The following is a 21,518-nucleotide window of genomic DNA, read 5'->3' on the forward strand; positions in this document are numbered from 1 at the left end:
ATAGACAGTGAGAGTAAGGAGGGATTTTGATGTTATCGAAAGAAAAAATTGCCCGTATAAATGAATTAGCGAATAAAGCAAAAGTGGAAGAACTTAGTGCGAAAGAAAAAGTCGAACAACAAGAATTACGTAAAGAGTATTTAGAAGCATTTCGTGGAGGGATGCGTCACCATATCGAAGGAATGAAGGTCGTGGATCAAGAAGGGACCGATGTGACTCCTGAAAAACTAAAAAAAATTCAGCGTGAAAAAGGACTTCACAACAGAAAGTAATTGCTTTCATTGTCGAAATAAGCTACACTATGAATAAAGGTAAAAAAAACCTAAATTAGGAGATGATTTTTTTGTTTGACAAGACAGATCAATTGGGCGTTAATACAATCCGGACATTAAGTATTGAAGCCGTACAAAAAGCGAACTCAGGACATCCTGGTTTACCAATGGGTGCTGCCCCAATGGCGTATGCACTTTGGACAAAACATTTAAAGGTGAACCCAACAACTTCTAGAAACTGGGTTGATCGTGATCGTTTTGTACTTTCAGCAGGCCACGGCTCTGCAATGTTGTACAGCTTATTACATCTATCAGGATACAACGTAACAATTGACGATTTGAAAAATTTCCGTCAATGGGATAGTAAAACACCAGGGCATCCAGAAGTGCACCACACAGATGGTGTTGAAGCAACAACAGGACCTCTAGGACAAGGGATTGCTATGGCTGTTGGTATGGCAATGGCTGAAGCGCATTTAGCTGCAACTTATAATCGTGATAGTTTCCCTATTATGGATCATTATACGTACGCAATTTGTGGTGATGGCGATTTAATGGAAGGTGTTTCTCAAGAAGCAAGTTCAATGGCTGGTCATATGAAATTAGGTAAATTAATTGTCTTGTACGATTCAAATGACATCTCATTAGATGGACCAACTTCTAAAGCCTTTACTGAAAATGTTGGGGCTCGTTATGAAGCATACGGATGGCAACATATTTTAGTTAAAGATGGCAATGATTTAGATGAAATAGAGGCTGCGATTGAAGCGGCTAAAGCTGAAACGGATAAACCAACATTGATTGAAGTTAAAACAGTCATCGGTTACGGAGCACCAAAAGAAGGAACATCTTCCGTTCACGGCGCGCCAATTGGTGAAGAGGGCATTACAGCGGCTAAAGCTGTTTATGGTTGGGAATACCCTGACTTTACTGTGCCAGAGGAAGTCGCTGCTCGTTTTAAAGAAACGATGATTGACGAAGGCCAAAAAGCTGAAGAGGCTTGGAATGAGATGTTTAAGAACTATGAACATGCGCATCCAGAATTAGCCAAACAATTTAAAGAAGCTTTTGCCAATCAATTACCTGAAGGTTGGGAACAAGAATTACCTAAATATGAACTAGGAACAAGTGCCGCAAGTCGTGTAACAAGTAAAGAAACGATTCAAGCTATTTCAAAAGTTGTTCCAAGTTTCTGGGGCGGTTCAGCTGATTTATCAGCCTCAAATAATACAATGGTTGCTGCAGAAAAAGATTTCGAACCTGGTCAATACGAAGGCCGTAATATTTGGTTTGGTGTTCGCGAATTTGCAATGGCTGCAGCAATGAACGGGATTCAATTACACGGTGGTAGCCATGTTTATGGCGGGACATTCTTCGTCTTTACTGACTACTTACGTCCAGCAATCCGTTTAGCCGCTTTACAAAAAGTTCCTGTAACTTACGTCTTAACGCATGACTCTGTTGCGGTGGGTGAAGATGGGCCAACACACGAACCAATTGAGCAATTAGCAAGTGTTCGTTGCATTCCAAATGTTCATGTGATTCGTCCAGCTGACGGCAATGAAACTGTTGCTGCTTGGAAAATTGCTATGACTTCTACGGAAACACCAACTATTTTAGTTCTAAGTCGTCAAAACTTACCTGTTTTAGAAGGAACGTTAGAACACGCTTCTGATTCTGTTCAAAAAGGTGCTTATGTATTGTCACCACAAAAAGGTAAACAACCAGCAGGGATTTTAATTGCGACTGGTTCTGAAGTAAATCTAGCGGTGGAAGCACAAGCGAAATTAGCGGAAGAAGGCATCGATGTATCTGTCGTGTCAATGCCAAGTTTTGATTTATTTGAAAAACAATCTGCTGAATATAAAGAAAGTGTGTTACCTAAAGCTGTGACAAAACGTGTGGCGATTGAAGCTGCAGCAAGCTTTGGTTGGGAACGCTATGTAGGAACAGAAGGCAAAACAATCACAATTGATCACTTCGGCGCTTCTGCACCTGGCGGTCTAGTTCTTGAAAAATTCGGCTTTACTCCTGAAAATGTGGTTAATACCTATAAATCACTATAAATAAACATTAAAAAACCTGAATGCTTGTGATAGCATTCAGGTTTTTTGCTTCATTTCTTTTTGGGAGCAAAGAGCATAAAGTGAAAAAATAATGCGAACAATTGGAACCCAATACCAGTTAAAGTAACACCAGACCAACCATAGTTTTGCCACATTAATGTACCAATCAATGAACCCAGTGAACCGCCGATGAAATAGAAAAACATAAAGACGGTATTGTTACGATTGCTGGCTTCTTCTCCCAAATTTTGGACGCGTGTTTGATTGGCTACTTGCCCAAATTGAGTACCGATATCTAAAACAATAATTGCTAAGATTAGTAAGACCACATGTGTTCCACCTAGAAAAAGTAAGATAAAACTACCGAACTGCATCAGCAGGCCAATCAAAACAATCTTCCGCTCTGGATAATAATCGGATAGACGACCAATGATGGGTGCTACGAAAGCCCCTGATAACCCAAAAATTGCTAAAATACCGACTTCTTTCGGTCCCCAATAATAAGCTGGACTACTAACAAAGAAAATTAATGTAGACCAAAAGATTGAAAAGGTTGCAAACATAAAAAAGCCATTGACAGTTGCTTCTCTTAACAAAGGTTGCGATTTGATTAGCTTAGGAAGACTTTTCAAAGAACCTAAATAAGTTAATCGATTTGAAGTTTGAGTATGTATCACTGTTTTGGGCAATTTTAATTGAAGTAGAACGACCAATGCTAACACGAATATTACGGCGATTAAGTAGACTGTTCGCCAAGAAGCTGCACTAGCAATGAAACCCGAGATCGTTCGAGACAATAAAATTCCTGTCAATAGTCCGCCCAGCATTCGACCTGTTACTTTACCACGGTTCGCTGGCCCCGCCATGACCGCTGCATAAGGAATAATAATTTGGGCGACAATAGAGAGCAACCCAATAAAAAAAGAAGAGAGTGCAAACAGGAGAAAACTTGGGGCAAAAAATGCAGCACTTAGAGACAGTGAGGAGAGCGCGGCTACTCGAATGATTAATTTGCGACGATCAACGACATCGCCTAATGGAACAAGAAAAAGTAAGCCTAGCGCATAGCCTAATTGGGTCAGCATAGTAACAAAACCAATAGAACCAATACTGACTTGAAAGGCCTGAGCAATTTGGGTGCCAATTGGTTGAATATAATACATATTGGCGACCACGACCCCGCAAGTTAACGCTAATAAAAACGTCACTTGATTTGTTAAACCCGATTGTTGTTTCTTCATCTAACCACCTACATTTCTATGTAATTCATTTTGTAATACAACAACTACTCGGCAATAGTTGTTTTGATTACAAAAACAGACTTCTCTTATAAAGTTTGTTCAAAAAGTGACAAGTCCATTAAAAAGTTTATCACAATAAATAAAGAAAAGTAAGAGGATAAATAACAAAAATCTCATCAAATTGAAAAGAAGAAGTGGTTGTTTTCACAAGTGTGAAGAGGGTTAATTAAATACAAACAAGATTTCAATTACATTACAGAAATTTTAAAACTCAAAATTTAATACGTTTATTTCTTGTTTCAATAGGAAATTAACGGTAAAATAGAAAAGTGAGACAGTGAGGAGGAAAAATGAATGAGCGAACAGTTAACAAGAAGTAGTAAACATATTCAAAAAGCTCTTAAAAAGCAAAAAGCTTATAAACGTGCTACCGCCGTTGCGGGGACTTCAATGATTTTAGCACCTGTGGTTGGTGCTGCGGTACCTGCCCAAGCAGAATCAAGCCAGCAAGCATTTATTAATGAAATCGGAAATTCAGCAGCAGCCGTTGCCAATAGCAATGATATGTATGCTTCCGTCATGATTGCTCAAGCGTTGCTAGAAAGTAGTTATGGTAGTTCTGGGTTAGCATCTGCACCGAACTATAACTTGTTTGGTGTAAAAGGAAGTTATAATGGACAATCTGTTTATATGCCAACAAAAGAATATTTAGACGGACAATGGGTGACCGTCACAGCAGCATTTAGAAGTTATAATTCTTATGCGGAATCGTTCCAAGATCATGCCAATGTTATTCGTTCCACTGCTTTTGGGGATACATACCATTATTCAGGCGTTTGGAAGAGTAATACTAGCAGTTATCGCGATGCAACAGCCGCTTTAGCTGGAAGTTATGCAACTGATCCAGGCTATGCCGAAAAATTGAATTGGTTAATTGAAGCATATAATTTAACTCAATATGATTGGGGAGCACCAGTCGCTCAAACCACTAGTTATTCAGATACAACGGGAACCGTTGATACAACAATCGATACAGCGGCTTCTGCAACAGCAACAGCAGAAACTGTAGCTAGTCAAAGTTACACTGTCGCAAACGGCGACACATTGTGGGACATTGCTGCACGTTTTGGAACGACAGTTGATAATTTAATGTCACTAAATGGATTAACATTGGATTCTGTTTTATCGGTGGGTCAAACGATCCAAATCGGTTAATTTTGCAATTATTTAGTTGAAGAAGGACCTTACAAAAGCGGCAGTTTTTGTAAGGTCTTTTATCGTGAAAATAGGTAGGGCCAGCAGCAATTATTTGATGAGCATAATCCGTTTTTTTATTTAATTTTTCACAAACTAAAATTCGTTTTTCTGGTAGAAATCGTTTTTTTGAGCTATGCTTAGAGAAAGAATTATTATATTGTTTGTAAAATTGGAGGATGTAGGATTATGACTAAAGGTTATGTAAAATCAGTAACAGAGTTAATTGGTCAAAGCCCAGTTGTGAAATTAAAACGGATGGTACCAGAAGGAGCTGCAGATGTTTTTGTTAAACTAGAGTTCTTTAATCCTGGTGGCAGTGTGAAAGATCGAATTGCTTTAAGCATGATCCAACAAGCCGAAGCAGATGGTCGCCTAAAACCTGGACAAACGATTATTGAGCCGACTAGTGGTAATACAGGCATTGGGTTAGCAATGGTAGGTGCTGCGTTGGGATATCCAGTTAAGATTGTGATGCCAGATACTATGAGTATTGAACGCCGCAAATTAATGCAAGCATATGGGGCTGATTTATTATTAACCCCTGGTGCCGAAGGAATGAAAGGGGCAATTGCAAAAGCCACAGCATTAGCAGAAGAACACGGATACTTCATGCCTTTGCAATTTAATAATCCAGCTAATCCAATGATACATGAACAAAAAACAGGAAAAGAAATTGTTGATGTCTTTGGTAAACGTGGCTTAGATGCGTTTGTTTCTGGTGTTGGCACTGGAGGAACCGTTACAGGAGTTGGCCATGAATTGAAACGGATTTTTCCAGACATTGAAATTGTTGCAGTAGAACCAACGGAGTCGCCTGTTTTAGAAGGTGGCGAACCAGGTCCACATAAAATCCAAGGAATAGGCGCTGGTTTTGTCCCAGAAGTTTTAGACACCACCGTTTATCAAAAAGTTGCCGCTGTTTCTAGTGAAGATGCATTAGAAACTGCTCGTTTAATGGGGCCAAAAGAAGGCATCCTTGTGGGGATTTCAGCAGGGGCAGCAATTAAAGCTGCCATTGATTTGGCAGTTGAATTAGGCGCAGGCAAACGTGTCTTAGCGCTGGTTCCGGATAACGGCGAACGTTATCTTTCGACAGCTCTTTACGAATTTCCAGAATAAAAAACACGCCAAAAAACGAGCATTTCTCTTAGTTTAGTAAAATGCTCGTTTTTTCCACGAGAATCCTACAATAATTCTTGTCAATCGTAATAAGAAATAGTATTATTTAAGAAAGATAGACAGGGGAGGGATACAAAGATGGACAACGTATTGGTTAAAAATGCACTTGCTGAATTAAAAGAAGCCAATATCCGAATTACTCCGCAACGTTATGCTATCTTGGAATATTTAATCGAAAATCATACACACCCAACAGCTGATGAAATTTATCGCGCACTAGAAGATCATTTTCCAAATATGAGTGTAGCAACGGTTTACAACAATCTACGTTTATTTACTGAAATCGGTTTCGTTCAAGAAATGAGTTATGGCGATGCATCTAGTCGTTTTGATTTTAGTTCGAAGAAACATTATCACGTGATTTGTCAAAAATGTGGTAAAATCGTTGATTTTCATTATCCAGGGTTAGAGGACGTTGAAATGGCCGCTAGTAAATTAACAGGCTTCGAAATTAATGAACATCGTTTAGAATTATATGGATTATGTCCAGATTGCCAACAAGCACAACAGGAGAATGTGTAAAAAATTACATACTGTTAAAAATTTATCAAAAGATAAGTCACTTGTCTAGGCAAATTTCACAAGCGTAAGAGTTTTCACTCTTATGCTTGTTTTTTTGTGTGGTTATTGACTTTTAAATTCTTAAAAACAAAAAATTAACTAGCTATTATTAAGAATTAGCAACAGTTTGTGAATTTTTTTATATGCGATTCACAAGCATAGAACTCGAATAAGCTTGATTCCTCTGATATATTTTAAACAGACAGAGGGAGACGTCACCTCTGCAAAACAAAGATTGTGAAAGAAGGGATTTACAACATGAAAGTCGTAGTCGTAGGATGTACCCATGCTGGAACTTCAGCAGTTAAAAGTATTTTAGCAAATCACCCGGAGGCGGAAGTCACTGTATATGAAAGAAATGACAATATTTCCTTCCTATCTTGCGGAATTGCCTTGTACGTTGGAGGCGTAGTTAAAAATGCTGCTGATTTATTTTATTCAAATCCAGAAGAACTGGCTTCTTTAGGAGCAACAGTGAAGATGGAACACAATGTTGAAGAAATCAACGTGGACGACAAAACTGTTACAGCGAAAAACTTACAAACGGGCGCAACTGAGACCGTTTCTTATGATAAATTAGTGATGACAACTGGTTCTTGGCCAATTATTCCACCAATTCCAGGAATTGATGCTGAAAATATTTTATTATGTAAGAACTATTCACAAGCCAACGTGATCATCGAAAAAGCGAAAGATGCCAAACGTGTCGTTGTCGTTGGTGGCGGTTATATTGGTATTGAATTAGTAGAAGCTTTTGTAGAATCAGGTAAACAAGTTACTTTAGTTGACGGGTTAGACCGCATTTTAAATAAATATTTAGATAAGCCATTCACAGATGTTCTAGAAAAAGAATTAGTTGATCGTGGCGTTAATTTAGCTTTAGGTGAAAATGTCCAACAATTCGTAGCAGATGAGCAAGGAAAAGTAGCAAAAGTCATTACACCAAGTCAAGAATTCGAAGCAGATATGGTGATTATGTGTGTTGGTTTCCGTCCAAATACAGAATTATTAAAAGATAAAGTTGACATGTTACCAAATGGTGCAATTGAAGTCAATGAGTATATGCAAACAAGCAATCCTGATATTTTTGCTGCGGGTGATAGTGCAGTTGTTCACTACAACCCAAGTCAAACAAAAAATTATATCCCATTAGCAACGAATGCTGTTCGTCAAGGTATGCTAGTAGGTCGTAATTTGACTGAACAAAAATTGGCTTATCGTGGCACACAGGGAACTTCTGGCTTATATTTATTCGGTTGGAAAATTGGTTCAACAGGTGTGACAAAAGAAAGTGCCAAATTAAACGGACTAGATGTCGAAGCAACTGTTTTCGAAGATAACTATCGTCCAGAGTTTATGCCAACAACTGAAAAAGTTCTGATGGAATTAGTCTATGAAAAAGGAACACAACGCATTGTTGGTGGTCAATTGATGTCTAAATATGATATCACACAATCTGCCAATACTTTATCATTAGCGGTCCAAAATAAAATGACTGTCGAAGATTTAGCGATTTCTGATTTCTTCTTCCAACCACATTTTGATCGCCCTTGGAACTACTTAAACTTATTAGCCCAAGCCGCTTTAGAAAATATGTAATTAATAATGATAGAAAAAGGATGAAGAACAGAAGTTCTTCATCCTTTTTGTTAGTCACTAAGCGCTCCAGTTGTTTGGTTCATTAATGCCATTAATTGCTCTTTCGTTGTTCGTTTGATAGAAAGAGGGGGGAGATTATCTAAAGAAAAATAAGCACAATTCGAGGTTTCAATGTTTTTTTCAAAGGGATGATTTTCTAAAATCTCACAAGAAAAGATCATTTTATAGTACTGAAATAGTTGAGGAATGTCTTTTCGTTTATCTGTATCATAAACAGCAAGCAATTCTTTTGCTGTAACAACTAAGCCAGTTTCTTCCAATACTTCTTTTTCAATATTTTCTTTAGGGGAGCAGCCAATTTCGGCATAGCCACCAGGTAATGACCATTCTTTGGTCCGTAAATCTTCAACTAATAAAAAACGATTCTCTTTTTTTATTAAACCGCGAACATCTACTTTCGGTGTTGGATAACCTTCCTCTTTAGTTAAGATTTTTTCTAAGTCGGGCAAAACAGCCGCTTCGTGTCCGGTTGTGCTAATAAGTTGTAACGTAAGTTCTCGTAGTTCTTGGTAACGTTCTTGATCAAAAGCATCTTTCCCGTAAAAAAGACCTGCATCTGCCAATGCTAGCAACCGCTTATAGGTGTTCAGATAATCCATATACGCACGCTCCTCATAGACTTAATACGTTTAGTTTAACAGAAAAAAACAAAGGAAGGGCAGATTTAGCGAGAAAAGGCGTCGTTTTAAGGAAATAATAAAGAATAAATGACTAACTTACATTTTTAAACTACCTATGCTATTATTTAATAAAAAAGATTGGGTATACAATAATTTTATTATGTAAACAAAGCAAAAAGATTGACGTCATTCGCTAGACAGGTTAATATCATACTATTCGTTTTTACGAATCATTGGGTTTTAAGCGCCTTGAGGTTTTTCCGACATTATGGGAAGCTTGGAATCCTTGTTTAATTTTAATTAAACAGTTGATTTAATCTACAAAGGAGTTTTAGTATGTCAGTATTTATTAGAGAGTGTACCGTCGCAGACGTACCAGAATTAGAGGCCATTTGCCAAGAGACTTTTGCAGATACTTATGGAGATGGAGAAAACGAAGAGGATTTACAGGCACATTATGAGAGGAAATTTAGTCCAGCAGTTTTAGAAAGCGAAATCTTACATAAAGATTCGCAATATTTCTTTGCTTTTTATAATAATGAACTTGCAGGTTATGTGAAATTAAATCACGGTGATGCTCAGATTACCTATCAACATCCACAAGCGTTACAAGTTGAGCGCATTTATATTCGTAAATCTTTTAAGCGTTTAGGCTTAGGCAAACATTTGATTACGAAAGCAATTGAATTAGCAGAAGAAGCAGAAAAAGAGACGGTTTGGTTAGGTGTTTGGGAACATAATCATCCAGCGCAAAAATTTTATCAATCATTGGGCTTCGTAAAAACAGATGAACATGATTTTTATATGGGAAATGAACGCCATACCGATTATACAATGACGAAACAGTTAAAAGAGTCAACGTAAAGCAAAAACAAGGAAACGGACGCAATGAAGCCGACGATTCCTTGTTTTTTTATCTTAAAATTGTGAAGGGGATTTTCCATAATATTTTTTGAATAATTTACTAAAATGATAGGCATCTTCGTAACCAACCGTTTTTGCTACTTCTTTGACACTTAAGGAATCATTTTTCAGCAATTCTTTCGCATGGTTTAAGCGGATTTGAATTAAATAATTGATTGGCCCAACGCCTGTGGCCGCTTTAAAGGTTTTCGACAAATAAGTCGGGGTCACATATAGCATTTCAGCTAACTGTTCCAAAGTAATTTCTTCGTCATGGTGCGTTTCCAGATAATAAATCGTATGATTGACTAAATTTCGTTTTCTTTTTTCCGTTTTCGATAGCCGAGTTTCAATTTTATTTTCTTGATCAACTGCTAAGCTTCTTAAAATATAAACCAATAGTTCAATAACTAAAGCTTTAATTTGTAACGCTGATTCAACTTCTTGATGGTTTAATTCATGAACAATTTGCCAAGCTTTTTCTAAAAAAGCACCATGTAAATGACTTAAATCTAATAAAGCTGATTTATTTGGAAATACGTTTCGCGCTAAGCCTTCTAAATAGAGATTTGAAATGCCAATGTGTAGTTGATGTGAGTAAGTTCCTGCTTTTTGTTGCTCACCATGTTCCGTTCGCGGATTAAAAAGAAACACCGTACCAGCAGTGGCATGGTACTGTTGCCCTTGAACAATATATTCAGATTCACCTTCTAAAAGAATAGATATTTCCAGAAATTCATGATGATGACAATTATAAGGGTGGGTCTCTTCGTTCCAAGGATCGAAGGCATATAAAATTTCAGGATTAAACGTTCGACTATTTGTGTAGTTCATAAAAAATCACTCCTACTTGTATCCGCTTTCTATACTATATTGTACATCAAAATATACAAGAATGCCCATTTCTTTTCCTATAAAAAAACAGTAATCTTATACACGTCCATAAAAACAAGAGAGAGTAGGGGAGAAAATGAATAGTTTTGAATGGATTTGGCAATATGCTAAAAAAAATAAGAATAAGTTACTGCTAGCTGTTATTTTTGTCGTTATTAACGCTATTTTAATTGTTATTATTCCATTGTTATCTGGCAGAATTGTAGACCAAGTAATCAATCAGGGGAAAACTGAAGAGCTTGTCCCAATTCTTGGGATTATGATTGGGGTGACCGTTATTCGGACAGTTGTTCGTTATAGTTATCAAGTCTTGTTTGAATCGGTTGGACAATCTGCGTTATTTGACTTAAGAAAAGATATGTATGTCAAACTTCAAGAATTAGATTTTGATTTCTTTAATCATACACGTGTTGGCGATATTATGGCGCGAATGACAGGGGATACAGACGCTATCCGCCATTTTGTTTCTTGGGTCACTTATAACCTCTTAGAATGTATTTTATGGTTCATCGCAGCCGTGATTGTGATGGGGACGATCAATTGGCAATTGATGCTAGCATTAATTTTAATTACACCTTTGATTTTTCTGTTAACACAAAAAATGTCGAAGGAATCGCATCCGGTATTTTTTGAGATCCGGGAAAGTTTTTCTCGGCTAAATTCGATGGTCGAAGAAAATATTGGTGGAAATCGGGTGGTTAAAGCTTTTTCTCAAGAACCTTATGAAATTGAAAAGTTTAACAAGCACAATGAAGACTATAAAAAATGGAATATGGCTTCTGCAGATGTCTCAAAAAAATATTTACCGTGGTTAGACGGTTTTGCAGGTAGTTTAAATGTTATTGCCTTAGTTCTTGGTGGCCTCTTTGTAATTCAAGGTCGGATGACAATTGGTGATTTAGTTGCCTTTAACGGCTTTCTCTGGATGTTGAACATGCCGATGCGAATGAGTGGCTGGTTGATCAATGATGTGCAACGCTTTACGGCATCGTCCATTAAAATTCGTCAGTTATTAGCAACGAAACCGAAGATTCCCATTGCTCGGGAAAAAGAAGCAGAACCAATCCAAGGTTATGTGACGTTTGATCACGTGTCCTTTCATTTTTCAGATGATCCAGAAACCCCCATTTTATCGGATGTTTCATTTTCAGCAAAACCTGGTGAAACAATTGGTATTTTAGGGGAAACTGGTTCAGGCAAAACCACTTTAGTTAACTTAATCGCTCGGTTCTATGATCCAACAAAAGGCACTGTTTATATTGATGGAAAAGATGCTAAAAGCTATTCTGTTCGTAAATTGCGAGAAAATATCTCCATGGTTATGCAAGATGTCTTTCTTTTTTCCAATACGATAGAAGATAACATTGCTTTTGGTAACACATTGGCTAACTTGGAACAAGTGCAAATGATGGCTGAAATTGCTGATGCCCATAGCTTTATTTCCAGAATGCCCGAAGGTTATGCAACAATTGTTGGTGAACGCGGCGTTGGCCTATCTGGTGGCCAAAAACAGCGGATTTCACTGGCCCGTGCCTTAACCAAAGATCCAGCTATTTTAATTTTAGATGACACAACTTCCGCTGTTGATATGGAAACAGAATCAAAAATTCAAAAAGAACTAGGTCGTTTGACGGAAAAGAAAACGACATTTATTATTGCCCACCGAATTTCTTCTGTGAGAGAGGCCAATTTAATTTTGATGATGGAAAAAGGCCGTGTGGTGGAAAGCGGTACGCATAGCGAATTAGTCGAACAAAGAGGCAAATATTTTGACGTATATCAAAAACAATTAGGTCTGACAAAGGAAGGTGAGTCGCGTGGCTAGAAATACGTTTGATGTAGATGAGACTTTAGAAAAAGAATTTAATTGGTCCCACTATAAACGATTAGGCGCCTATATTAAGCCTTACAAAAAAGCTGTTTTTAAAACATTATTTGTCATCATATTAGCTAATCTGGCAAGTATGTTAGGCCCTTACTTTACTAAAATTGCGATTGACCAAGTAATTCCACAAAAGAATCTCTCGTTACTCTTGATACTAGGGGCTATTTTCCTATTTTCCTTGGTGATTATTGGTTGGTGTATGCGTTATCGGATATATGCCATCACAGAAATTGGACAAGATATTTTAAAAGATATGCGTTTTTCAATTTTTGAGCATCTACAAAAATTACCATTTTCTTACTTTGACAGTCGGCCGCATGGAAAAATCTTAATTCGGGTGGTCAATTACATCAATACGTTAAGTGATTTATTAAGTAACGGATTGATCAATTTAATTTCTGATTTATTTAATGTGATTATTACCTTAATTTTCATGTTATTTATTGATGTGAAATTAACCTTATACAGTTTACTGCTATTGCCTGTGTTGTTCGTGATGGTTCTATTTATTCAAGGGAAACAACGGAAAGCTTACCAAGAGCTTAGCAATAAACAATCAAACTTAAATGCCTATATTCATGAAAGTATTTCAGGAATTAAAATTACACAATCTTTTGCACGAGAAGATGAAAATTTCCAGATTTTTAACGAGGTAAGCGAAGAATATCGTCAATCCTTTATGAAAGCTGTGCGTGTCCAGTATTTATTATGGCCAGCAGTGCAAAATATATCCGTCATTACGACTTGTTTTATCTATTTCGTAGGAATCCGTCAATTAGGTGTGTCCGTTACCACTGGGACGCTAATTGCTTTTATCGGTTATATCAATAACTTTTGGAATCCAGTCATCAATATTGGTAACTTCTACAATTCTCTGATTACTGCAACTGCCTATTTGGAAAGGATTTTTGAAACGATGGATGTTGTTCCAGAAATTCAAGATGCGCCGCACGCTATTGCGTTGCCGCCAATTAAAGGAACCGTCGACTTTCAGCATGTTTATTTCCGTTATGAAGAAGGAAAAAATATTTTGACCGATGTTAGTTTTCATATTGAGCCAGGACAAACAATCGCCTTGGTTGGGCCAACAGGTGCGGGTAAAACAACAATCATCAATTTGTTAAGTCGTTTTTATGATGTGAATGAAGGGGCCGTTAAAATTGATGGTTATGATGTTCGCGATGTGACACTCCGTTCGTTAAGGAAACAAATGGGGGTAATGCTTCAAGATACGTTTATTTTTTCAGGAACAATTATTGAAAACATTCGGTACGGAAATTTAACAGCCACAGAGGAAGAAGTTATCCAAGCCGCAAAAATTGTTCGTGCGCACGACTTTATCAAGGATTTAAAAGATGGCTATGAAACAGTTGTGGAAGAGCGGGGTAGTACACTCTCGGCAGGACAACGCCAATTAATTTCATTTGCTCGTGCTTTACTGGCAGATCCCAAAATTTTAATTTTAGACGAAGCAACCTCCAGTATTGATACAAAAACAGAAGAATTGTTACAAGAAGGACTACAACAACTTCTAAAAGGACGGACATCGTTTATTATTGCTCATCGACTTTCTACCATCAAAAATAGCGATAAAATTTTCTATATTGATGGTGGTCGTATTGTGGAAGAAGGATCTCATGATCAACTAATGGCAAAACATGCGTTATATCATCATTTATATCAATCGCAATACGACTTATTAAAGAGTTAGATGATACAACAGAGAAAATTCTTAGTTGAATCTTTCTCTGTTTTTCTGTATCGTAACCTTAACAAAGGAAAAAATTATGAGGTGCCAAATGAATCGGAATTTTGAAGTAGAATTAACAACATTATGTATGATTAGAAATCAGAAAAATGAAATCCTTGTGCAAGAACGACAAAAAAAGGATTGGCCTGGTTGGACGTTTCCTGGCGGACATGTTGAAAAAAACGAGGGCATGGAAACAGCCATGGTTCGCGAACTCCTTGAAGAAACAGGATTAGTGCTGAAACCACAATTAGTAGGTGTTGCAGAATGGCTGAATGATTGTTCAGGTGCGCGGGAATTAGCCACATTATTCATTGCAGAAACAGCGGATGAACTACCAGAAGAAACGGAACAACCCTTGTTTTGGGTCACTGAAAAAGAATTGCGAGAAGGTCCTTTAGCTGGCAGTTTAGCAGAACTTTTCCCAGTATTTTTTGGCGAAAAGCAATTTTATTTTAAAAATAATACAGCTTAATGATTCAAACCTAAAAGATTAAATCAATCCCACTTATTAAAAGAGAGGAAATCTAAAATTAAACATTGCTATTTATAAGCAATGTTTGCTATTCTTAATAAAAGGGAATTAATTTTTTATATAATGAGGGGGAAAAAGTGTGTTAAAAAGAAAAGTGGGGATTGTCGCAGGCGTTTTCTGTTCAGCTTTGTTACTGACAGGTTGTGGCAAAAGTGCGAAAGATGAGTTCATTCAAGGGATTGGCAATCAAAACGCACAAGAATCTGGGGTTTGGGATTTCTCTATGTCAATTAGTGACATGAAATTTTCACAAGAAGATAGTGCACAAACGAATCCTATGATTGGGATGCTCATCACGCAAATCAAAGACGCATCGCTTTCTGGGAAGATTCAAGTAGATGCCAAAAAAGAAAAAGCATTCAACTTAGAGATGAAATTAAAAGCGATGGGAATGGATGTACCGATTTCATTGGTTGGATCGTTAGATAACGAGGGCAAAGAGCCAAAACTCTATTTAGCAACAGATATGATGGAATATATTGTCGCTGTCGCAGACTCAATGACTGACGGTGCTATCGATAGTTCTCAGTTAGATACAGAAAAACTAAAAGGAAAATACATTGATCTTTTAGCCATGAACGAGGAAAGTACGAAAGAATGGCAAGATACAATCAAAGAGTATCAAGAATCGGAAAAAGAACGAAAACAGTCTGCTAAGGAATACAAAGAGTTTTTAGAAGGATTAGACAAGGATACGTTCGAGAAAAAAGGGGACACCATTACCCATACGTTTACAAAAAAAGAATTACAAAAGTTAATCAAAATTACGACAGAAGCATCTGAGAAAGGTAAAGAACAAGATCCTTTCGAAAAAATCAAAGATGTTTCTGCTAAAGTTTCTGTTAATACAAAAGAAAATAAAACAAATATGTTGATTAATGTGAAACCGCAACAAGACAAGAACGTTGACATGGGACTTGAATCATTATCTAGTAAAATTAGCATTACACAAAAAGCCAAAAAAGCGACGATTTCAATGCCTAAGAAAGAAAATATTTTATCAGAACAAGAAGTTGAAAAAATTTTTTCCGATAGCACCTCTATGACAGGTCTATCGACAGAAGACACGACTGTTGCGATCAATCAATAACGCTGAATGACCAATAAAAACGGTCGCTCAAAAAAAGTAACGAAAGACCTAGCATGATTGGGATGCTAGGTCTTTTTTGAATAAAAAAACAGCATTTTAGTTTTCTTTGAATTATTGGTTGTTATTTTAGATGGTGTAAACAGTTTAAAATTAATACATTTGTTTTTGATTTAAATTCTACTGCTATTTTTAATCATTCTATTAAATAACAAATGTTTTCGAGTGTTTTTAAGCATTATTTTTGTTATGCAGAGTGTTTTTTTTTATACAATGAGTATAATTTTAGATGAAGGAGTGTTTTAGGTGAAAAATCAACATTTAACTACGTCACAAGGAAGTCCAGTTGGCGATAATCAAAATTCGCTAACTGCAGGAGAATTTGGTCCTGTCCTAATCCAAGACGTTCATTTATTAGAAAAATTAGCTCATTTTAATCGTGAGCGCGTGCCAGAACGGGTTGTTCATGCCAAAGGTGCTGGTGCTCATGGGATTTTCAAGGTGAGCCAATCAATGGCACAATATACTAAAGCCGATTTTTTATCTGAAGTTGGCAAAGAAACACCTTTATTCGCTCGTTTTTCAACTGTAGCTGGAGAATTAGGTTCATCAGATACATTGCGTGATCCTCGCGGTTTTGCGCTTAAATTCTATACAGACGAAGGAAATTACGACTTAGTTGGCAATAATACGCCCATTTTTTTCATTCGTGATGCAATTAAGTTTCCAGATTTTATTCATAGCCAAAAAAGAAATCCACGGACGCATTTGAAAAGTCCAGAAGCTGTTTGGGATTTTTGGTCTCATTCACCTGAAAGCCTTCATCAAGTAACAATTTTAATGAGTGATCGTGGCATTCCGTTGTCGTTCCGTCATATGCATGGTTTTGGTAGCCATACATTCAAATGGGTCAATGCTGCTGGAGAAGTATTTTTTGTTAAATATCACTTCAAGACGAATCAAGGAATCAAAAATCTAGAGAGTCAATTAGCAGAAGAAATTGCTGGGAAAAACCCAGATTTCCATATTGAAGATTTGCATAATGCAATTGAAAATCAAGAATTTCCTTCTTGGACATTATCTGTGCAAATTATCCCGTATGCAGATGCGTTAACAATGAAAGAAACTCTTTTTGATGTAACAAAAACGGTTTCTCAAAAAGAGTTTCCGCTGATTGAAGTTGGCACGATGACTTTAAATAGAAATCCAGAGAATTATTTTGCAGAGGTTGAACAAGTAACCTTTTCACCAGGGAATTTCGTTCCTGGTATTGAAGCTTCTCCAGATAAATTATTGCAAGGACGTTTGTTCGCTTATGGGGACGCGCATCGTCATCGCGTGGGCGCTAATAGTCACCAATTGCCGATCAACCAAGCAAAAGCGCCTGTAAATAACTACCAAAAAGACGGCAATATGCGTTTTAACAATGGCAATAGCGAAATTAATTACGAACCAAATAGTTATACTGAAACACCAAAAGAAGATCCTACAGCGAAAATTAGTTCCTTTGAAGTTGAAGGAAATGTTGGTAATTATAGCTATAATCAAGATCACTTTACACAAGCAAACGCTTTGTATAATTTGCTGCCAAGCGAAGAAAAAGAAAACTTAATTAACAATATAGCGGCATCTTTAGGTCAAGTGAAAAATCAAGAAATCATCGCGCGTCAAATTGATTTGTTCACTAGAGTAAATCCAGAATATGGAGCACGTGTCGCACAAGCCATCAAGCAACAAGCATAATTTATATAACGTATGTGACAAAACCAGTCTAGATAAACTAAAGACTGGTTTTGTTTGCTTTTCAATGCTTTTTACTCTACTTTGTATAATGTATATTATGTTAACTAGAATAGAATAAAAAACTTTAGCCGATAAATTGCACTTCTCTTTCGACTAATTAATTTGCCCAACTAACCTTACAAGTTGTTTGCCAAGCTAGTTGGGTTTACTGTTTATTGAAACCTTGGATTGTTCATTTCTTGATGAATTTCTTTGCTCGCTTCATAATGCATAATCGACAATGGGTTTTGGATAATTTTCTCCTAAATGTACATGATATTGCGTTTGTAAGGCTTCGTTCATTAGATTTGGTTGATGAATATACTTTTGTGGCACTTGCTTAAGTTCTGGAACATATTTTTTGATGAACTGGCCGTCATTATCAAATTTTTTTGACTGGATAATTGGATTAAAAATCCGAAAATACGGGACAGCGTCCGTTCCTGTCGAAGCAGCCCATTGCCAGCCACCGATATTATTGGCGGCATCATAATCAATCAACATTTTTTGAAAGTATTTTTCACCCCAACGCCAATCGATGTGTAAATTTTTAACTAAAAAAGAGGCAGTAATCATTCTTAAGCGGATGTATGGTTTACCACCAAATCTAAAATAACTTTTATGTTTCGTTTTTTTGCTTCTTCAATGAGTTCATCGAAGTCTGCCATTGTACCAAAATCGCTAGAAATACCATAATAGTCTGAAATATCATATCCATTGTCAGCCATTGGCGACGGGTACATTGGACTCAGCCAAATCAGCGTAATTCCTAAATTTTCTAAGTAATCCAGTTTTTGAATAATGCCTTGTAAATCACCAATTCCGTCATTATTACTATCCGAAAAGCTACGTGGATAAATTTGATAGGCCACTTCTTTTTGCCACCAATTTCTGTTCATTCTGGTTCTCCTCACTCTTAAACTAGTCCTGTTAATTTTTTCTGTAACCGTTTTTACATTTTGTATGATACTCGTTTTTGCGTAATATGTCAAACGTTTATCATAAATAAATGTAAATTATAATATTCTTTTGATTTAAATAGATTTATATATGTTATACGTTTGACTTTTTTCTGATTTGTTTATACTATTAGACTAACTACTATTTTCTAATAAAGGAGACATTACTTATGTCAAGCATCATGAACCAATGGACGGATGAATTACGTTATGCGCCTTATTCTTCTTGGACATCTGCTCACCTCGAAAATCTAACTTCTATTATCGCGCAATCTAGTTGGCGTTTTAAGTATCATATTCAACCACAGACAGGACTACTAAATGATCCCAACGGTTTTTCGTATTTCAATAACCAGTGGCATTTATTTTATCAAGCGTTTCCTTTCGGGAGTGTTCACGGACTAAAAAGTTGGGCCCACTTAACTTCCTCCGACTTAATTCACTGGGATTATGAAGGAATTGCCCTTTATCCCGACTCTGAATATGATTCTCATGGCGTCTATTCAGGCTCAGCTTTAACAATAGATAACCAACTATGTTTATTTTATACAGGAAATGTTCGTGATCAAACTTGGCAACGATTTGCATATCAAAATATTGCATGGCTGAATTCTTTAGGTGCGATCACAAAGGAATCAACACCATTCCTACCTATTGACCCCAATTATTCTTCCCATTTTCGTGATCCGATGGTATTTCCTTATCAAGAAGGACTTGTTTTATTAATTGGTGCTAGTGATTTAAATGGACAAGGAAAAATTGTGGTCTATTTTTCTAAAGATCGAAATGTACACAATTTTCATCAACTTGGCGAATTGACGTTCACCAACCAAGAATTAGGCTACATGGTTGAATGCCCCAATTTGGTATTTATTGATGGCCAGCCTGTCTTATTATTTTGCCCACAAGGTCTATCTCCATCTGTAAAAAGTTATCAGAATATCTATCCGAATATGTACACATTGGCCGAAACGTTTGATTTGGAGAATCTTTCTTTAGTTCAGGCTGGGCCTTTTGAAAATTTAGATGAAGGATTTGATGTCTACGCCACTCAAGCCTTTAATGCGCCAGATGGTCGTGCACTTGCGGTCAGTTGGATTGGGTTGCCAGAAATCACTTACCCAAGTGATGTGGAGGGTTGGGCAAATGGCTTAAGTCTGGTTAAAGAACTCACAATTCACAACGGGAAACTATTTCAATATCCAGTTTCTGAAACAGAAATGCTTCGTCAATCCGCTACTACTTTATCAAATGGCTGCCATTTCTTATCTACTGCTTCTTTTGAATTAGAAGTGGATATTCCCAAAAATGAGATTGCTTTTATTCGGCTTTTAGCGAACGAAACGGGTTCAAAAGGACTTTTAATTACAATTGATACGATTCATGGTAAAATAACCCTTGATCGAACATTTGCTGGCCAATCTTTTGCTGAAAAGTATGGCACAATTCGTGAAACTAAAATTAGGAAAAATAAGTCAGTTCAGTTAACTATTTTTGTTGATTGCTCTGTTGCAGAAATCTATGTAAATAAAGGTGAAAAAACGATGACTGGTCGCTTCTTTCCAGATAAAGCGCAACAGTATCTTCATCTATCCAAGACGGCAAAAGCTTGTTTTTATGAGCTGGAAAATACGAATAATTAGGAATGATGGTGAATTTTGATGGTGGTTAAATTAACGGATGTAGCAAAGCTTGCTGGGGTGAGCCCGACAACGGTAAGCCGCGTGATTAATAATTATGGTTATCTTAGTCAAAAAACAATTGATAAAGTTCATCAAGCGATGGAAGAATTAAATTATCAACCTAATGGATTAGCCAGAAGCCTCCAAGGAAAAAGTACGCAGCTGATTGGTTTAGTCTTCCCTTCTGTTAGTCATCCATTTTTTGGTGAATTAATTGAAACACTGGAAAGAAAGCTCTTTGTTCAAGGATATAAAGTGATTTTATGTGATAGTGAAAAAGATCCAGAAAAAGAGCGCGCCTATTTACGAATGCTCGCTGCAAATAAAGTGGACGGTGTAATCACTGGTAGCCATAACTTAGCTATTAACGAATATGAAAATGTTTCACTACCTATTGTTTCCTTTGACCGTTTCTTGGCACCTGGCATTCCAATTGTCTCTTCGCAAAACTTTCAAGGGGGCCAAAAAGCCACTGAAGCCTTATTTGCAAGTGGTGCACAAAAGATTGCAATTATTACTGGTGCTAATAACACAGGCGCACCTAGCGATTATCGATTGGCTGGTTATAAACAAACAATGGAAAAATATGGCGCAGAAAAAACGATTCTACAAATTGATAATGGGACCTCAACAACATTAAAAAATCTAGAAATCGAACGTTTGCTTCAAAATAAAACTGTAGACGGCATCTTTTGTACAGATGATTTGACAGCAATTACAGTTATGAATATTGCTCAAAAATTGAAGATATCCATTCCTGAAGAATTAAAAGTAATTGGTTATGATGGGACAAAATTAATCAAAAGAATTGCCCCACAACTATCAACCATTGTGCAGCCAATCGACGAGATGTGTGACGTTATGATTGACTTACTGCTTCGTAGAATGAAGGATCCTGATGTTGCACTTGAGGAAAATTATCCTATTCCAATTCAGCTATCATTGTCTGAATCCTGTTAAAAAAGACACCTGAAAAGGTGTCTTTTTTTATTCTTAATTCCTCATTTGCCCATTTTCCCTTAATTCCAAAGCACAGAGATTAAATAATACAACAACATGATCCCTACAAATACACCGAGCATTAGTAAAACATACCACCAATTTTTGGCGCTATAGGTTTCATTTTTATCTTTTTCGGTTCGTTTCCCGGCAGCCCATTTCCATAAATCGTAGTTATTCATCTCTC

At 36.8% G+C, this 21,518-nt stretch carries 18 protein-coding genes and 3 pseudogenes; 15 read left to right on the top strand and 6 right to left on the bottom strand.

The window, feature by feature from the left end; translation table 11 throughout:
• The first annotated feature begins 29 nt into the window (after positions 1 to 29).
• Positions 30 to 272: a DUF896 family protein gene (locus tag IGK82_RS06600; RefSeq protein ID WP_002382327.1), complete on the top strand. Its 243-nt coding sequence runs from the start codon at positions 30 to 32 to the stop codon at positions 270 to 272.
• A 71-nt stretch (positions 273 to 343) separates the two neighbouring features.
• Positions 344 to 2,338: a transketolase gene (gene tkt, locus IGK82_RS06605; protein WP_010708181.1), complete on the top strand. Its 1,995-nt coding sequence runs from the start codon at positions 344 to 346 to the stop codon at positions 2,336 to 2,338.
• A 50-nt stretch (positions 2,339 to 2,388) separates the two neighbouring features.
• On the opposite strand, the gene IGK82_RS06610 is transcribed toward tkt, so the two are convergent.
• Complete coding sequence (locus tag IGK82_RS06610) at positions 2,389 to 3,579, bottom strand: MFS transporter (RefSeq protein WP_002357563.1); 1,191 nt, start codon at positions 3,577 to 3,579, stop codon at positions 2,389 to 2,391.
• Positions 3,580 to 3,933: 354 nt separating this feature from the next.
• On the opposite strand from IGK82_RS06610, the gene IGK82_RS06615 reads away from it, so the two are divergent.
• The 4 genes from IGK82_RS06615 (at position 3,934) to IGK82_RS06630 (ending at position 8,175) form a co-directional block, all read left to right on the top strand.
• On the top strand, positions 3,934 to 4,794 hold the full coding sequence (locus IGK82_RS06615) for a glucosaminidase domain-containing protein (RefSeq protein ID WP_002357562.1): 861 nt from the start codon (positions 3,934 to 3,936) through the stop codon (positions 4,792 to 4,794).
• Positions 4,795 to 5,022: 228 nt separating this feature from the next.
• The gene (gene cysK, locus IGK82_RS06620) at positions 5,023 to 5,955 is read left to right on the top strand and encodes a cysteine synthase A (protein ID WP_002380307.1); all 933 of its coding nucleotides are present in this window, start codon (positions 5,023 to 5,025) and stop codon (positions 5,953 to 5,955) included.
• Between the two features lie 138 nt (positions 5,956 to 6,093).
• Positions 6,094 to 6,537: a Fur family transcriptional regulator gene (locus IGK82_RS06625; RefSeq protein ID WP_002357560.1), complete on the top strand. Its 444-nt coding sequence runs from the start codon at positions 6,094 to 6,096 to the stop codon at positions 6,535 to 6,537.
• A gap of 297 nt (positions 6,538 to 6,834) precedes the next feature.
• A complete protein-coding gene (locus IGK82_RS06630; protein ID WP_002361833.1) occupies positions 6,835 to 8,175 on the top strand; it encodes an NADH oxidase in 1,341 nt (446 codons plus the stop codon).
• A 50-nt stretch (positions 8,176 to 8,225) separates the two neighbouring features.
• On the opposite strand, the gene IGK82_RS06635 is transcribed toward IGK82_RS06630, so the two are convergent.
• Positions 8,226 to 8,834 (bottom strand): NUDIX hydrolase N-terminal domain-containing protein, encoded by a 609-nt coding sequence (locus tag IGK82_RS06635; RefSeq protein WP_002361834.1) that lies wholly within the window; start codon positions 8,832 to 8,834, stop codon positions 8,226 to 8,228.
• A gap of 233 nt (positions 8,835 to 9,067) precedes the next feature.
• Here IGK82_RS06635 and IGK82_RS06640 point away from each other — a divergent pair.
• Both IGK82_RS06640 and IGK82_RS06645 read left to right on the top strand, forming a co-directional pair.
• Positions 9,068 to 9,172: pseudogene (locus IGK82_RS06640) on the top strand (GNAT family N-acetyltransferase); the annotation flags it as partial.
• 19 nt (positions 9,173 to 9,191) lie between these two features.
• A complete protein-coding gene (locus tag IGK82_RS06645; RefSeq protein ID WP_002357555.1) occupies positions 9,192 to 9,719 on the top strand; it encodes a GNAT family N-acetyltransferase in 528 nt (175 codons plus the stop codon).
• 54 nt (positions 9,720 to 9,773) lie between these two features.
• On the opposite strand, the gene IGK82_RS06650 is transcribed toward IGK82_RS06645, so the two are convergent.
• The gene (locus IGK82_RS06650; protein WP_002357554.1) at positions 9,774 to 10,592 is read right to left on the bottom strand and encodes a helix-turn-helix transcriptional regulator; all 819 of its coding nucleotides are present in this window, start codon (positions 10,590 to 10,592) and stop codon (positions 9,774 to 9,776) included.
• A gap of 136 nt (positions 10,593 to 10,728) precedes the next feature.
• Here IGK82_RS06650 and IGK82_RS06655 point away from each other — a divergent pair, with 136 nt between their 5' ends.
• From IGK82_RS06655 to IGK82_RS06675, 5 genes are all read left to right on the top strand, one after another.
• Positions 10,729 to 12,477: an ABC transporter ATP-binding protein gene (locus IGK82_RS06655; protein ID WP_010708179.1), complete on the top strand. Its 1,749-nt coding sequence runs from the start codon at positions 10,729 to 10,731 to the stop codon at positions 12,475 to 12,477.
• Entirely contained in the window at positions 12,470 to 14,248 is a 1,779-nt protein-coding gene (locus tag IGK82_RS06660; RefSeq protein ID WP_002363967.1) for an ABC transporter ATP-binding protein, read from the top strand. Before IGK82_RS06655 ends, IGK82_RS06660 begins: the two co-directional genes overlap by 8 nt.
• 88 nt (positions 14,249 to 14,336) lie before the next feature.
• Positions 14,337 to 14,762, top strand: coding sequence for an 8-oxo-dGTP diphosphatase (locus tag IGK82_RS06665; protein WP_002385906.1), 426 nt, complete (start codon positions 14,337 to 14,339; stop codon positions 14,760 to 14,762).
• A 139-nt stretch (positions 14,763 to 14,901) separates the two neighbouring features.
• Positions 14,902 to 15,912 (top strand): hypothetical protein, encoded by a 1,011-nt coding sequence (locus IGK82_RS06670; protein ID WP_010708177.1) that lies wholly within the window; start codon positions 14,902 to 14,904, stop codon positions 15,910 to 15,912.
• A gap of 303 nt (positions 15,913 to 16,215) precedes the next feature.
• A complete protein-coding gene (locus IGK82_RS06675) occupies positions 16,216 to 17,652 on the top strand; it encodes a catalase (RefSeq protein WP_430605167.1) in 1,437 nt (478 codons plus the stop codon).
• A 212-nt stretch (positions 17,653 to 17,864) separates the two neighbouring features.
• Here the strand turns inward: IGK82_RS06675 and IGK82_RS06680 are convergent.
• Together IGK82_RS06680 and IGK82_RS06685 are read right to left on the bottom strand one after the other, a co-directional pair.
• Positions 17,865 to 18,276: pseudogene (locus tag IGK82_RS06680) on the bottom strand (FAD-binding domain-containing protein); the annotation flags it as partial.
• Positions 18,276 to 18,590, bottom strand: a pseudogene (locus IGK82_RS06685) (alpha-amylase family glycosyl hydrolase); the annotation flags it as partial. The pseudogenes IGK82_RS06680 and IGK82_RS06685, both read right to left, overlap by 1 nt.
• A gap of 242 nt (positions 18,591 to 18,832) precedes the next feature.
• On the opposite strand from IGK82_RS06685, the gene IGK82_RS06690 reads away from it, so the two are divergent.
• Positions 18,833 to 20,293, top strand: coding sequence for a sucrose-6-phosphate hydrolase (locus IGK82_RS06690; RefSeq protein ID WP_002382334.1), 1,461 nt, complete (start codon positions 18,833 to 18,835; stop codon positions 20,291 to 20,293).
• An 18-nt stretch (positions 20,294 to 20,311) separates the two neighbouring features.
• The gene (locus IGK82_RS06695) at positions 20,312 to 21,292 is read left to right on the top strand and encodes a LacI family DNA-binding transcriptional regulator (RefSeq protein WP_002363973.1); all 981 of its coding nucleotides are present in this window, start codon (positions 20,312 to 20,314) and stop codon (positions 21,290 to 21,292) included.
• Positions 21,293 to 21,351: 59 nt separating this feature from the next.
• Here IGK82_RS06695 and IGK82_RS06700 read toward each other — a convergent pair whose 3' ends face one another.
• Complete coding sequence (locus IGK82_RS06700; protein WP_002361843.1) at positions 21,352 to 21,513, bottom strand: hypothetical protein; 162 nt, start codon at positions 21,511 to 21,513, stop codon at positions 21,352 to 21,354.
• Positions 21,514 to 21,518: the final 5 nt, after the last annotated feature.

The organism is Enterococcus sp. AZ197 (assembly GCF_050556405.1).
Lineage (GTDB): Bacteria > Bacillota > Bacilli > Lactobacillales > Enterococcaceae > Enterococcus > Enterococcus faecalis.